Origin of the sequence: Streptomyces sp. NPDC051664, from assembly GCF_044453545.1 — a bacterium.
Classification (GTDB): Bacteria; Actinomycetota; Actinomycetes; order Streptomycetales; family Streptomycetaceae; genus Streptomyces.
Map to the genome: position 1 here is coordinate 75,411 of NZ_JBITCU010000003.1, position 14,128 is coordinate 89,538.

At 70.7% G+C, this 14,128-nt stretch carries 10 protein-coding genes; 9 read left to right on the forward strand and 1 reads right to left on the reverse strand.

The window, feature by feature from the left end:
* Positions 1 to 46: 46 nt before the first annotated feature.
* Complete coding sequence (locus ACIA8E_RS06465; protein ID WP_399295192.1) at positions 47 to 1,972, forward strand: TIGR03960 family B12-binding radical SAM protein; 1,926 nt, start codon at positions 47 to 49, stop codon at positions 1,970 to 1,972.
* 60 nt (positions 1,973 to 2,032) lie between these two features.
* Here the strand turns inward: ACIA8E_RS06465 and ACIA8E_RS06470 are convergent, their stop codons facing one another.
* The gene (locus ACIA8E_RS06470) at positions 2,033 to 2,410 is read right to left on the reverse strand and encodes a hypothetical protein (RefSeq protein ID WP_399295194.1); all 378 of its coding nucleotides are present in this window, start codon (positions 2,408 to 2,410) and stop codon (positions 2,033 to 2,035) included.
* Positions 2,411 to 3,013: 603 nt separating this feature from the next.
* Between ACIA8E_RS06470 and ACIA8E_RS06475 the strand changes: the two genes are divergently transcribed.
* The 8 genes from ACIA8E_RS06475 (at position 3,014) to obgE (ending at position 13,847) form a co-directional block, all read left to right on the forward strand.
* A complete protein-coding gene (locus ACIA8E_RS06475; RefSeq protein ID WP_399295195.1) occupies positions 3,014 to 4,243 on the forward strand; it encodes a hypothetical protein in 1,230 nt (409 codons plus the stop codon).
* Between the two features lie 123 nt (positions 4,244 to 4,366).
* Entirely contained in the window at positions 4,367 to 5,149 is a 783-nt protein-coding gene (locus ACIA8E_RS06480; protein WP_399295197.1) for a TIGR03936 family radical SAM-associated protein, read from the forward strand.
* 232 nt (positions 5,150 to 5,381) lie between these two features.
* Positions 5,382 to 9,401, forward strand: a complete 4,020-nt coding sequence (locus ACIA8E_RS06485; RefSeq protein ID WP_399295199.1) for an Rne/Rng family ribonuclease — start codon at positions 5,382 to 5,384, stop codon at positions 9,399 to 9,401.
* A gap of 273 nt (positions 9,402 to 9,674) precedes the next feature.
* The gene (locus tag ACIA8E_RS06490; protein WP_399295200.1) at positions 9,675 to 10,427 is read left to right on the forward strand and encodes a sugar phosphate nucleotidyltransferase; all 753 of its coding nucleotides are present in this window, start codon (positions 9,675 to 9,677) and stop codon (positions 10,425 to 10,427) included.
* Positions 10,415 to 11,476 (forward strand): iron-containing alcohol dehydrogenase family protein, encoded by a 1,062-nt coding sequence (locus tag ACIA8E_RS06495; RefSeq protein ID WP_329163824.1) that lies wholly within the window; start codon positions 10,415 to 10,417, stop codon positions 11,474 to 11,476. The genes ACIA8E_RS06490 and ACIA8E_RS06495 overlap by 13 nt, the downstream gene beginning before the upstream one ends.
* Positions 11,477 to 11,671: 195 nt before the next feature.
* Positions 11,672 to 11,992, forward strand: coding sequence for a 50S ribosomal protein L21 (gene rplU / locus ACIA8E_RS06500; RefSeq protein WP_030921216.1), 321 nt, complete (start codon positions 11,672 to 11,674; stop codon positions 11,990 to 11,992).
* Between the two features lie 14 nt (positions 11,993 to 12,006).
* Positions 12,007 to 12,264: a 50S ribosomal protein L27 gene (gene rpmA, locus ACIA8E_RS06505; RefSeq protein WP_028813462.1), complete on the forward strand. Its 258-nt coding sequence runs from the start codon at positions 12,007 to 12,009 to the stop codon at positions 12,262 to 12,264.
* Positions 12,265 to 12,407: 143 nt separating this feature from the next.
* Positions 12,408 to 13,847 (forward strand): GTPase ObgE, encoded by a 1,440-nt coding sequence (gene obgE / locus ACIA8E_RS06510; RefSeq protein WP_399295201.1) that lies wholly within the window; start codon positions 12,408 to 12,410, stop codon positions 13,845 to 13,847.
* Positions 13,848 to 14,128: the final 281 nt, after the last annotated feature.

Sequence of the window (14,128 nt, forward strand, 5' to 3'; positions counted from 1 at the left end):
CGGGGTACGCTGGATGGTCACCCCTGCCGGCTCTCGAAAGTTCGCGATGTCTGTCGAATCGGTCTTCCCACAGCTCGAAGCTCTGCTCCCGCATGTGCAGAAGCCCATCCAGTACGTCGGCGGTGAGCTGAACTCCACCGTCAAGCCGTGGGATGAGTGTGACGTCCGCTGGGCGCTGATGTACCCGGACGCGTACGAGGTCGGACTGCCCAACCAGGGCGTCATGATCCTGTACGAGGTGCTCAACGAGCGCGACGGCGTCATGGCCGAGCGCACGTACAGCGTCTGGCCGGACCTCGAAGAGCTGATGCGCGAGCACAAGGTCCCGCAGTTCACCGTGGACAGCCACCGCCCGGTGAAGGCGTTCGACGTCTTCGGGCTGAGCTTCTCCACCGAGCTCGGCTACACCAACATGCTCACCGCCCTGGACCTCGCGGGCATCCCCCTCGAAGCCCGGGACCGCGGCCTCGACGACCCGATCGTCCTCGCGGGCGGCCACGCCGCCTTCAACCCCGAGCCGATCGCGGAGTTCATCGACTGCGCGGTCATCGGCGACGGCGAGCAGGCGGTCGTGGAGATCACCGAGATCATCCGCGGCTGGAAGGCCGAGGGCCGCCCCGGTGGGCGCGAGGAGGTGCTGTTCCGGCTCGCGAAGACCGGTGGCGTCTACGTACCGAGGTTCTACGACGTCGAGTACCTCCCGGACGGCCGCATCGGCCGCGTCGTGCCGAACAAGTCGGGCGTGCCGTGGCGGGTCTCCAAGCACACCGTCATGGACCTCGACGAGTGGCCGTACCCGAAGCAGCCCCTCGTCCCCCTCGCCGAGACCGTCCACGAGCGGATGTCCGTCGAGATCTTCCGCGGCTGCACCCGCGGCTGCCGTTTCTGCCAGGCCGGCATGATCACGCGCCCTGTGCGGGAGCGAAGCATCACCGGCATCGGCGAAATGGTCGAGAAGGGTCTCAAGGCGACCGGCTTCGAGGAGGTCGGCCTGCTGTCCCTGTCCTCCGCGGACCACAGTGAGATCGGCGACATCGCCAAGGGCCTCGCCGACCGGTACACCGAGGACAAGATCGGCCTCTCGCTGCCCTCTACCCGCGTCGACGCGTTCAACGTCGACCTGGCCAACGAGCTGACCCGCAACGGCCGCCGCTCGGGCCTCACGTTCGCCCCCGAGGGCGGCTCCGAGCGCATGCGCAAGGTCATCAACAAGATGGTCTCGGAAGAGGACCTCATCCGGACCGTCGCCACCGCGTACGGCAACGGCTGGCGCCAGGTGAAGCTGTACTTCATGTGCGGCCTGCCCACCGAGACCGACGAGGACGTCCTCCAGATCGGCGACATGGCGGTCAACGTCATCGCCAAGGGCCGTGAGGTCTCCGGGCAGAACGACATCCGCTGCACCGTCTCCATCGGTGGCTTCGTACCCAAGCCGCACACCCCGTTCCAGTGGGCCCCGCAGCTCAGCGCCGAGGAGACCGACGCCCGCCTGGAGAAGCTGCGCGACAAGATCCGCGGCGACAAGAAGTACGGCCGCTCGATCGGCTTCCGCTACCACGACGGCAAGCCCGGCATCGTCGAGGGCCTGCTCTCGCGCGGCGACCGCCGCATCGGCTCCGTCATCCGCGCCGTCTACGAGGCCGGCGGCCGCTTCGACGGCTGGCGCGAGCACTTCTCGTACGACCGCTGGATGGCGTGCGCCGAGAAGACGCTCCCCGGGTTCGGGGTGGACGTCGACTGGTACACCACCCGTGAGCGCACGTACGAGGAGGTCCTGCCCTGGGACCACCTGGACTCCGGTCTCGACAAGGACTGGCTCTGGGAGGACTGGCAGGACTCGCTCGACGAGACCGAGGTCGAGGACTGCCGCTGGACCCCGTGCTTCGACTGTGGCGTGTGTCCTCAGATGGACACGAGCATCCAGATCGGCCCGACCGGCAAGAAGATGCTTCCTCTGACTGTCGTCAAGTAACTCCTGGCGGATGGTGAGGGGCCGGGACGCCTTTGAAGGTGTCCCGGCCCCTCAGCTGTGTCAGGCGGTGATGGGCTTGCTGTCCACGCGTACGTGGTCGATCGCCCAGTACCAGTTGTCGCCCGTGTCGTACATGCGGAACTTCAGGGTGACGGTCTTCGTGTTCGCCGGGACCGGGAGTTCCTTCGTCACGAAGGTGTTCTCGGCGTCACTGCCCGCGTTGTCGTTGCCCGTCGCGTCGGCGCTGTAGTGGAGCAGCCGAACCTCCTCGCCCGTGTCGAAGACCGCCGTGACGGCCACCTTCTGCGGGGCCTCCTGCCGGTAGTGCGAGTCGAAGGCGACGAACGGCCGCCCCAGGGCTGCCTCGTGGCCGCGATCCGTATGCCGGTGCGCATCGTCGTCCTGGTCCTTGTCGTGCCGGTCCGCCTGGTCCGGCACGTGCTGGCCGCCAGCGGCCGCCCGGCCGGGAAAGGGGTCTCCTGCCCCTGGCGCGTGGGACCGGCACGCTGTTGCGAACGGTGTTCGTGGCGCTGCTGGTGTGGCGCTGGACACGCGTACCGCCCCGGGCGCGCAGGGGGTTGGGCACCGGCAAGGCGCTGTTCGTGCGGCCGTGGGTGGCGCTGTGGCGATACGTGCCGGCGCCGTTGGGACGCGGTGCGGGTCGCCGCGCTGTGGGTGTGGCGGACGGGGCCCTGAGCGCCGGGATCCGCCGCCGGGTACGGCCGAGGTCACATCCTCGCCAAGTCCCGTGCCTGCTCGGCGACTTGCACAGCACTCCGAGCCGAGCGCGCAGACCACATGGGTCAAGTCGACATGCCCGGTGCGGTCACCGAGCGGGAACGGTGCACCTCGGATCAGGCCATATCGCCGGTGCCGTCCTCCTCGCGGCCGGAATGGCCGAGCGGTTGCGGGTCCGCTGGCGAGTGGCCCCCGATGCACACCCGCATCCAGGTGACACCGCACGTCACGGTTCGGGTGACAGCTCGATGACGAAGACCCGGCCCGCGAAACCCTGGGCCGGGACTTCGCGTCCTGTCCGGCATGGACCAGGAGAAGCAGCCCCGCGCGTACGGCAACCATCAGGCGCCCGCGCACTACGAGTCCGGCGACGGCTGTCTGGCCACGCTCATCAGGATTCCGGTACGGATCGTGGTGCTCGTGATCGTCCTGCCCGTACGGATGGTCTGGGACTCGCTCGTCGCCACCTCCCGCGCCGCCGACCGGATGCTGCTGCGCCCCGTGGGGCGGGCGCTGGCGTGGCTGTGCCGGGTCCTCGTCGTGATCCCGCTGGTCCGGCTGTACGAGTCGGTCCTCACCCCGCTGGGGCACGGACTGCGGTGGCTGGCCGCCGTGGTCGGCCGGGGCGTGCGGTGGTTGGGCGCGGCGGTCTTCGTGTGGCCGTGGGTGGTGCTGTGGCGGTACGTGGTCGTGCCCGTGGTCCGGTACGGCATCGTCGCGCCGGCCGTCCGGGTCCACGCGTGGGTCCTCACCCCGCTCGGGCGCGGTCTGTGCCGGGTGTACCGCTCACTGCTCACCCCCGTCGGACGGGGCGTCGCCGCCGTGACGGTGTGGGTACTCACCGCTCTCTTCGTATGGCCGGTGGTCGGCCTGTGGCGGTATCTCCTGGTGCCGCTCGCGATGGCCCTCGACCGGCTCGTGAAGTACCTGATCGTCGCGCCGCTGGCCTGGACGTACCGGGCACTGCTCACCCCGCTCGGCCACGGCATCGCGTGGCTGGTCGGCGCGGTGGCGAGCGGCGTCGTCGTGGGGGCCCGGGGGCTGGGCACAGCCGTCGCCTGGCTGGTCATGGCGGTGCTCGTCACCCCCGCGAGGTGGTTCCGGCGGCGGGTCCTCGCCCCGGTCGGCCGGGAGGTCGCCGACGCGATCGGTGTCGCCTGGCGCGTCGCCGGGTACCTCTCGCGGGCCGTCGGCCGCGCTCTCGCCTGGCTGGCGTGGCATCTCGTCGGAGCCCCGGTGGCCTGGACCTACCGCGCCGTGTGCACGCCCGCCGGACACTTCGTGCGCGACATGGTCTGGGCCCCGGCCAGACGTGCCGCCGCAGAGGCGGGACGCGCGGCCCGCGATGCCCTGCGCACCGCACGCGAGACCGTGCGCCAGGCCCGCCGCGACGCATGGCGGGCACTGGTCGGCGGGGGCCCGGTCCCCGAGCCCCGGGAACCGGTGGCCCCCCTTGCGCGTACTCTGGGTAGTACAACGACTGTGCCCAGCGCGGCGCCCGAACCAGAGATCTCCCTGCGAAAGCAGGGGTGAGCCGGACCGGACACCCCCGGGCCACCCGTATTTCGAGGGCGGCGTGCCACCGCGTCCGCTCCGCACCGAGGAGAAGAACCACTGGGCAAGCGACAGCCCGAAGGCCCGCCGCCCGCACCGGCAGTGCAGCGCATCCGACTGCGCTACACCAAGCGCGGCCGCCTCCGGTTCACCAGCCACCGCGACTTCCAGCGCGCCTTCGAGCGGGCGCTGCGCCGCTCCGAGGTGCCCATGGCCTACTCGGCGGGCTTCACCCCGCATCCCAAGGTGTCGTACGCCAATGCCGCACCCACCGGCACGGGCAGTGAGGCCGAGTTCCTGGAGATCGCCCTCACCGAGGCGCGGGACCCCGACACGTTGCGCGACCTGCTCGACGCGTCGCTCCCGGACGGCCTCGACATCACCGACGCCGTGGAGGCCCGCACCTCGGGTCTCGCCGAGCGGCTGACTGCTTCCGTCTGGGAGATGCGGCTCGACGGGGTCCCGTTCGAGGACGCCGAGAAGGCCGTCGCCGGTTTCCTCGGCGCCGAGAACGTCGAGGTCCAGCGCCGTACGAAGAACGGCGTGCGGACCTTCGACGCCCGCGCCGCTGTGGCGGACCTGGAAGCCGTCGATCCCCAGGCTGATAGGCCGGGGGACAAGCCCTGTGCGATACTGCGGCTGGTTGTTCGGCACGTGACACCTGCCGTGCGACCTGACGACGTCCTGTCCGGTCTCCGCGTTGTGGCCGACCTGGCGCCGCCGGTCCCCGCAGCGGTGACCAGGCTGGCGCAGGGGCTCTTCGACGAGGAGTCCGGCACGGTGACCGACCCGCTCGCGCCCGACCGCGAGGCAGCCCCGACCGTGCTACCCACGGCCACCGGGACAGCCGTCGCGACGGCGCCGGAAGGTGCAGGTTCCGCGTAAGGCGGTCGTTGTAGCGCAGTCCTCGGACTCGGGAGCCACCTGGGTCGGGCAGCGCGCTGACCCATAAGACTTTCGCCAGGCCGTGCGTACATCGCGTACGGAACCGGCGAGCCAGACATTCAGCTCCCGTGCGGCGCCCGCGCCCCGGACGGCGGTACCGCGTTTCCCACGCGGACCGTGCCGGACCGGAATCAGGCGTGGCGCCCGGGAGCGTGACGGGAGAACCGCCCGCATGCTCGAACCGAACGAGCCCGGCACGACCGGGAACGCCGAAGAGAACAACACCCCCGGGGACAAGCTGCCGCCGCGCCGCAGGCGCCGTGCCGCTTCCCGCCCGGCCGGCCCGCCGTCGGGCGCCGCCGGCTCGGAGGCTGCGGCGCCGGCCATACCGGCCGTTGACGCCGCAGTGTCCGACAGCACCACCGTCGCCGCCGACGAGGCGGAGGCCGCGCCGCCGGCGCGTACCCGTCGCCGTGCGGTCCGCAAGGCGACCGCCCCCGCGGGTGCGCCGGAGACCGCCGAGGTCGTGGAGACCTCCACGAGCGCTGCCCCCGCAGAGACCGCGGAGACCGCCCCTTCCGCAGAGACGCCTGAGGCCGTTGAGGCGCCGCGTGCGCGTCGCCGGGCGACCCGTAAGGCGACCGCTCCGGCGGGTGCGCCGCAGGCCGATAAGACCGCCGAGGTCGCCGAGACCGGGACCGCCCCGGCGGAAGAGACCCCTGAGGCCGTTGAGGCGCCGCGTGCGCGTCGCAGGGCGTCCCGCAAGGCCACCGCTCCGGCAGGTGCTCCGGCGGCCGCCGAGGTCGTGGAGGTCGTCGAGCCCACCCCGGCCGTCGAGACCGAGGCGCCCGTGCAGCCCGCCGTCGCCGAGCCTGTCGTGGCCGAGGCGCCCCGTGGCCGTACCCGCCGCCGGGCATCCGCTCCGGCCGGAACGCCGCAGACCACGCCGGCCGACGCCGGGACCGCTGAGACCGCGGAGGCCACACCGGTCGCCGAGGCCGCTGAGCCGGAGGCACCGCGCGGCCGTCGCCGTGCGGTCCGTAAGGCGACCGCTCCGGCGGGTGCGCCGCAGGCCGCCGAGGCCGTTGAACCTGCCGAGATCGTCACCGAGACCCCGGTCGAGGCCGCTGCCGCCGAGGAGCCGGCCGCCGAGCCGGAGGAGGCGGCAGAGGGCGCCGAGAGCGCCGCGCCGCGTGGCCGTCAGCGCCGGCGGGCGACCGCCGCCGCGGGCAGGCCGGAGTTCACCGGAAAGGTCGAGGAGCCCGCCCGCAAGAGCCGTCGCGCGACGCGCCCGGCCGTGGCCGTCTTCCAGGCGCCGGTCTTCGCCGAGCCGATGTTCCAGACCCCGGAGACCGCCGCAGCCGCGGCTGCGGCCGTCGGCACCCCCTCGCGCCACGACGAGACCGAGGAAGAGATCGAGACGGTCGAGGAGACCGCCGCGACCGACGAGGCCGCCGACGAGGCCGCTGCCGAGGCGGCCCCCGTCGCCGAGGCCGCGCCGCAGGGCGGCTCCCGCCGTCGTCGTCGCCGTCGCGGCGAGGCCGCCGAGACCGAGCCGGCCGCCGAGCGGACGCCCGCCCCCACCGCCCCGGTCGAGGAGCCGGCCGAGGAGGAGCACGAGCTGGAGGCCGAAGGCGAGGCCGAGCACGAGGGCGACGAGTCGGACGAGTACGGGGACCGGCCCTCGCGCCGTCGCCGTCGCGGTGGCCGTCGCCGTCGCCGCGGTGAGTCGACCGAGGCCGAAGAAGCCGCGGAGCAGCACGCCGCCGACACGTCCGAGGACGAGCACGAGCGCGCTCACGAGGCCGACGAGGAGGAGGAAGAGGACCACGAGATGTCCGCTTCCGGCTCCAGCAGCAGCCGTCGCCGGCGTCGTCGCCGTCGTCGCAGCGGTGACGCCTCGACCGAGGCCGAAGCCGGTACGGACGACCCCGAGCGTACGGTCGTCAAGGTCCGCGAGCCCCGGAAGAAGGAAGCCGAGCGCGAGCCCGGCACCGGCTTCGACGAGGTCCAGTCCATCAAGGGTTCGACCCGGATGGAGGCGAAGAAGCAGCGCCGCCGCGAAGGCCGTGAGCAGGGCCGCCGTCGCGTCCCGATCATCACGGAGGCGGAGTTCCTGGCCCGCCGCGAGGCCGTCGAGCGCGTGATGGTCGTCCGTCAGAACGGCGAGCGCACCCAGATCGGCGTCCTCGAGGACAACGTGCTCGTCGAGCACTACGTCAACAAGGAGCAGGCCACCAGCTACGTCGGCAACGTCTACCTGGGCAAGGTGCAGAACGTACTGCCGTCCATGGAGGCTGCCTTCGTCGACATCGGCAAGGGTCGCAACGCCGTCCTGTACGCCGGTGAGGTCAACTTCGAGGCGCTCGGCATGGCCCACGGGCCGCGCCGGATCGAGACCGCGCTGAAGTCCGGCCAGTCCGTCCTCGTCCAGGTGACGAAGGACCCGATCGGCCACAAGGGCGCCCGCCTGACCAGCCAGGTCTCGCTGCCCGGCCGTTACCTGGTCTATGTGCCCGAGGGCTCGATGACCGGTATCAGTCGCAAGCTGCCCGACACGGAGCGCGCCCGGCTGAAGACCATCCTCAAGAAGATCGTCCCCGAGGACGCGGGCGTCATCGTGCGCACCGCCGCCGAGGGCGCGAGCGAGGACGAGCTGCGCCGCGACGTCGAGCGGCTGCAGCAGCAGTGGGAGGACATCCAGGAGAAGTCGAAGAGCAACGGCAGCGCCAACGCGCCGACGCTGCTCTACGGCGAGCCGGACATGACGGTCCGAGTCGTCCGCGACATCTTCAACGAGGACTTCTCGAAGGTCATCGTCAGCGGTGACGACGCGTGGGAGACCATCCACGGTTACGTCGCGCACGTCGCCCCCGACCTGACGGACCGTCTGTCGAGGTGGACCTCAGAGGTCGACATCTTCGCTACCTACCGGATCGACGAGCAGCTGATGAAGGCGCTGGACCGCAAGGTCTGGCTGCCCAGCGGCGGCTCGCTGGTGATCGACAAGACCGAGGCGATGGTCGTCGTCGACGTCAACACCGGCAAGTTCACCGGTCAGGGCGGCAACCTCGAGGAGACCGTCACCAGGAACAACCTGGAAGCGGCCGAGGAGATCGTGCGCCAGCTGCGGCTGCGCGACCTCGGCGGCATCGTCGTCATCGACTTCATCGACATGGTCCTCGAGTCCAACCGGGATCTGGTGCTGCGGCGTCTGCTGGAGTGCCTGGGTCGCGACCGTACGAAGCACCAGGTCGCCGAAGTCACCTCGCTGGGCCTGGTCCAGATGACCCGCAAGCGGGTGGGACAGGGTCTGCTGGAGTCCTTCTCCGAGACCTGTGTCCACTGCAACGGGCGCGGCGTGATCGTGCACATGGAGCAGCCGACCACGGTCGGTGGCGGCGGTAACGGCAAGCGTGCGAAGAAGCGCGGCCGCGGGGGCGCCGGTGAGCAGCCCGAGGCTCTCGTCGAGCACGAGCACGAGCATGTAGAGACCGAGGCCGAGGTGGCTGCCGAGGTCGCCGCTCCGGTGGCACTTCCCGAGCCGGAGTTCGTACCGGACGAGGAGCTGTACAGCAGCCCGGCCGAGGCCGAGGCGGCCGCTTCGCGCGGTCGTGGACGTCGGCGCGCGACCCGCAAGGCATCGGCCCCGGCCGGCGCCCCGAGGACGGCGCCGGAGCCCACCCCGGTCGTGGAGCCGGAGCCGGAGCCGGTGACCGAGCCCGTGCCGGTCGTCGAGGCCCCGGTGGCCGAGGCTCCGCAGGGCCGTACGCGCCGTCGGGCGACCCGCAAGGCGACCGCTCCGGCGGGCTCGCCGGTCGCGGCCGAGACGGTCGAGGCGCCGCTGCCCGTAGCGGACGTGGTTGCTGCAGAGGCCGTGGTGGTCGAGGCCCCGGTGGCCGAGGCCGCGCCCGAGGAGGTGGCCGCCCCGCCGCGTGCCCGGCGCCGGGTGACCCGTAAGGTCACCGCCCCTGCGGGCTCGCCCGCAGGCGTGGACGGTGCGGAGGTCGTCGTGGTGACGGGCTCCACCGAGCCGAAGCCCGAGGCCGAACCGGCCCCGGCCGACGCCACAGCCGTTGCCCCGGAAGCCGCGGAGGCCGAGGCCCCGGCCAAGAAGACGGCCCGCAAGACCGCCAAGAAGGCCACCGCCAAGAAGGCAGCCACCAAGAAGACGGCTGCCAAGAAGACCGTCGCGAAGAAGACGACGGCCAAGAAGGCGGCGGCGAAGAAGACGGCGGCGGCGGAGCAGTAGCCGCCGCAGGCTTTCGGAGGCCGGGCCCCCGCCGGGCCCGGCCTCCGCAGCAGCCGACGCATGGCTGACCGGCCCCGCACGCGTGGCCGGTCGGCTGCGTCAGGCGCACCTGCCGTACCCGACCCGGTCCTCGGAGACCGCGTGGAACCGGGCCCGGCCGGGGCGGACCCCGCTCAAGTGACCGAGGCAACTGTCCACGGGCCGTCGGTGAACACGCCGCGACGGGACAATGACCTCGTAGAGAACGAGAACCAAGAAGCAAGGAGAACCTTCATGATCGGCCTGATACTCGCAGCCGGTGCCGGACGGCGTCTGCGCCCGTACACGGACACCCTTCCGAAGGCCCTGGTGCCGGTGGGCCCCGAGGGTGACGAGGAGAGCCTCACCGTCATCGATCTGACGCTGGGCAACTTCGCCGAGGTGGGGCTGACCGAGGTCGCGATCATCGTGGGCTACCGCAAGGAGGCCGTGTACGCCCGCAAGGAGGCTCTTGAGGCGAAGTACGGCGTCACGATCACGCTGATCGACAACGACAAGGCCGAGGAGTGGAACAACGCGTACTCCCTCTGGTGCGGCCGCGACTCGATCAAGCACAGCGTGATCCTCGCCAACGGCGACACCGTGCACCCGGTCTCCGTCGAGAAGACGCTGCTGGCCGCCCGCGGTGACGGCAAGAGGATCATCCTCGCCCTCGACACGGTGAAGCAGCTCGCCGACGAGGAGATGAAGGTCGTCGTGGACCCCGAGAAGGGCGTCCAGCGGATCACCAAGCTGATGGACCCGGCGGACGCGACGGGCGAGTACATCGGCGTCACCCTCATCGAGGGCGATGCGGCCGACGAGCTCGCGGACGCGCTGCGGACGACCTTCGAGCGCGACCCGGACCTGTACTACGAGGACGGCTACCAGGAGCTCGTCAACCGAGGCTTCAAGGTCGACGTGGAGCCGATCGGCGACGTCCAGTGGGTCGAGATCGACAACCACGAGGACCTCGCCAAGGGCAGGAGGATCGCGTGCCAGTACTGACCCGCCTCATACCGGCGCCGATCGTCGTCGATATCCGCGCGGGTGCCCTGGCCGACCTCGCGAGCGTCCTCGCGGACCAGAGGATCTCCAGCTCGGGCAAGTTGGCGGTCGCGATCAGCGCAGGGTCCGGTCAGGCGCTGCGCGAACGGCTGTCGGCGAGCCTGCCGAGCGCTTCCTGGTTCGAGGTCGGTGGTGGCTCCCTCGGGGACGCGATCAAGCTGGCCGAGGCCATGAAGTCCGGGCGTTACGACGCCGTGGTCGGCCTCGGCGGCGGCAAGATCATCGACTGTGCGAAGTTCGCCGCGGCGCGTGTCGGTCTGCCGCTGGTCGCGGTGGCGACGAACCTCTCCCACGACGGTCTCTGCTCGCCGGTCGCCACACTGGACAACGACGCGGGCCGTGGCTCGTACGGTGTCCCGAACCCGATCGCGGTCCTGATCGACCTCGACATCATCCGCGAGGCCCCGGCCCGGTTCGTGCGCTCGGGGATCGGCGACGCGCTGTCCAACATCTCCGCGGTCGCGGACTGGGAGCTGGCTCATGAGGTCAAGGGCGAGGACATCGACGGCCTCGCTGCCGCGATGGCCCGCCAGGCCGGTGAGGCGGTGCTGCGCCACCCCGGCGGCATCGGGGACGACAGCTTCCTGCAGGTGCTGGCCGAAGGGCTGGTGATCACCGGCATCTCGATGTCGGTCGCGGGTGACAGCCGCCCCGCTTCCGGCGCGTGCCACGAGATCAACCACGCCTTCGATCTCCTTTTCCCGCAGCGTGCCGCCAGCCACGGCGAGCAGTGCGGTCTGGGCGCGGCGTTCGCGATGCATCTGCGCGGTGCCCGCGAGGAGTCCGTGCAGATGGCCCGGACGCTGCGGAGCCACGGCCTGCCCGTGCTGGCCGAGGAGATCGGCTTCACTGCGGACGAGTTCGTCTCGGTGGTCGAATTCGCTCCCCAGACCAGACCCGGGCGCTACACGATCCTGGAACACCTGAACCTGTCCGTGGACGGGATCCGGGATGCCTACGCCGAGTACGTGAAGGCTGTCGAGGCCTGAATCAGGGGCCCGGTTTGACCGGCTGTCGAAGGCCCCGTAGCCTGGACCGTCGGCGTTTGTTCGCCACACCTCTGAGCACTGACCTCCCGCTCGTACGGGAGAGGCCGCTCGTCCAATCCGGATCGTCGCGGGTCTTCGGACCCGTGTGAGCGGCTGGCATCAGGGGTTTCCGTTCCGAGCGAGAGTGAGATCCGCGTGTACGCCATCGTGCGCAGCGGTGGCCGCCAGCACAAGGTTGCTGTCGGTGACATCGTTGAGGTTGACAAGATTTCCACTGCCCAGGTTGGTGACACGGTCGAGCTCTCGACCCTGCTCGTGGTCGACGGCGACGCCGTGACCAGCGACCCGTGGGTGCTGGCCGGGATCAAGGTCCAGGCCGAGGTCGTGGACCACCACAAGGGCGCGAAGATCGACATCCTTCGCTACAAGAACAAGACCGGCTACCGCCGTCGCCAGGGTCACCGCCAGCAGTACACGGCGATCAAGGTCACCGGTATCCCCGCGGCTGCGAAGTAAGGGACTGAGAAAAGATGGCACACAAGAAGGGCGCATCGTCCACCCGGAACGGGCGCGATTCCAACGCTCAGCGGCTCGGCGTCAAGCGCTTCGGCGGCCAGGCCGTCAACGCCGGTGAGATCCTGGTCCGCCAGCGTGGCACCCACTTCCACCCGGGCACGGGCGTCGGCCGTGGCGGCGACGACACGCTGTTCGCGCTCGCCGCTGGTGCGGTCGAGTTCGGCACCCACCGTGGCCGCAAGGTCGTGAACATCGTTCCGATCGCCGAGTAATTTTCGGCGCTCGTCGAGCGGTTTCTGCGGAGGCGGACCTCACTTCCCGTATGGGAAGCGGGTCCGCCTTTCGCGTGTTTCTCCTAAGAGAGACAGCATGAGCTTGAAACATTTCTGCAGGTATGTAACTGGAGGTTCCCCCCATGACCACCTTCGTGGACCGCGTCGAGCTGCATGTCGCCGCGGGTAACGGAGGCCACGGCTGTGCCTCCGTTCACCGTGAGAAGTTCAAGCCGCTCGGCGGCCCGGACGGCGGCAACGGCGGCCGTGGCGGCGATGTGACCCTGGTCGTCGACCAGGACATCACCACACTCCTCGACTATCACCACAGTCCGCACCGCAAGGCCACCAACGGCCAGCCCGGCGCGGGCGACAACCGCACCGGCAAGGAGGGCCAGGACCTTGTCCTGCCGGTCCCCGACGGCACGGTCGTGCTCGACAGGAACGGCAACGTGCTGGCCGACCTGGTCGGTCAGGGCACCACGTTCGTGGCCGGCCAGGGCGGCCGCGGTGGCCTCGGCAACGCGGCACTCGCCTCCGCCCGCCGCAAGGCCCCCGGCTTCGCGCTGCTCGGCGAGCCGGGAGAGTCCCGGGACATCGTCCTGGAGCTCAAGACCGTCGCCGACGTGGCTCTGGTGGGCTACCCGAGTGCCGGCAAGTCGTCGCTGATCTCGGTCCTGTCCGCGGCCAAGCCGAAGATCGCCGACTACCCGTTCACCACGCTCGTCCCGAACCTGGGCGTGGTCACCGCGGGCAGCACCGTCTACACCATCGCCGACGTCCCGGGCCTGATCCCGGGCGCCAGCCAGGGCAGGGGCCTCGGCCTGGAGTTCCTGCGCCACGTCGAGCGCTGCTCGGTCCTCGTACACGTACTGGACACGGCGACGCTTGAGTCCGACCGCGACCCGGTCTCCGATCTCGACATGATCGAGGAGGAGCTGAAGCAGTACGGCGGTCTGGACGACCGGCCCCGCATCGTCGTCCTCAACAAGATCGACATCCCGGACGGCCAGGATCTCGCCGACTTGATCCGACCGGAACTGGAGGAGCGCGGTTACCGCGTCTTCGAAGTGTCCGCCGTCGCCCGTACCGGCCTCAAGGAGCTCTCCTACGCGCTCGCCGGTGTGATCGCCGAGGCGCGTGCCGCCAAGCCCGTGGAGGAGGCGACCCGCATCGTCATCCGCCCGAAGGCCGTGGACGACGCGGGCTTCACCGTCACGCTGGAGGAGGACGGCATCTACCGGGTGCGCGGCGAGAAGCCGGAGCGCTGGGTGCGGCAGACCGACTTCAACAACGACGAGGCCGTCGGCTATCTGGCGGACCGTCTCAACCGTCTCGGTGTCGAGGACGAGCTGATGAAGGCGGGCGCCCGGGCGGGCGACGGTGTGGCCATCGGCGCCGAGGACAACGCGGTCGTCTTCGACTGGGAGCCGACCGTGGCGGCGGGTGCGGAGATGCTCGGACGCCGTGGCGAGGACCACCGTCTCGAAGCGCCGCGTCCGGCTGCTCAGCGCCGTCGCGACCGTGAGTCGGAGCAGGACGAAGCCAGCAAGGAATACCAGGAGTTCGACCCGTTCGCGTAGCGCGGGACGCCGAGGGGCCTGTCCCCGGACCAGGGAAATCCCTGGTCCGGGGACAGGCCCCTCGGCCGTTGCGGGAGCTTTCCGGCCTGGCTCTGGCTTGATTCCATACGGGATCACGGTAAATGGCGCGTTTTGTCCAAGGCATGGATAAACTTTCGCCCGGTGTACGCCTTTTGGTGCTTCTGTGTGTCTACCTCGATGCGAGGCGCGAGGGCAGAGGCCTGCCCTCGCGCCGACCGAGGGGGTAGGGGGAGCGTGATGACACTCGCGCGAGGCTGCCC

Coding starts and splice junctions, on each gene's coding strand:
- ACIA8E_RS06465 (WP_399295192.1), top strand. CDS start 47: ATGTCTGTCGAATCGGTCTTCCCACAGCTCGAAGCTCTGCTCCCGCAT.
- ACIA8E_RS06475 (WP_399295195.1), top strand. CDS start 3,014: ATGGACCAGGAGAAGCAGCCCCGCGCGTACGGCAACCATCAGGCGCCC.
- ACIA8E_RS06485 (WP_399295199.1), top strand. CDS start 5,382: ATGCTCGAACCGAACGAGCCCGGCACGACCGGGAACGCCGAAGAGAAC.
- ACIA8E_RS06490 (WP_399295200.1), top strand. CDS start 9,675: ATGATCGGCCTGATACTCGCAGCCGGTGCCGGACGGCGTCTGCGCCCG.
- rpmA (WP_028813462.1), top strand. CDS start 12,007: ATGGCACACAAGAAGGGCGCATCGTCCACCCGGAACGGGCGCGATTCC.
- obgE (WP_399295201.1), top strand. CDS start 12,408: ATGACCACCTTCGTGGACCGCGTCGAGCTGCATGTCGCCGCGGGTAAC.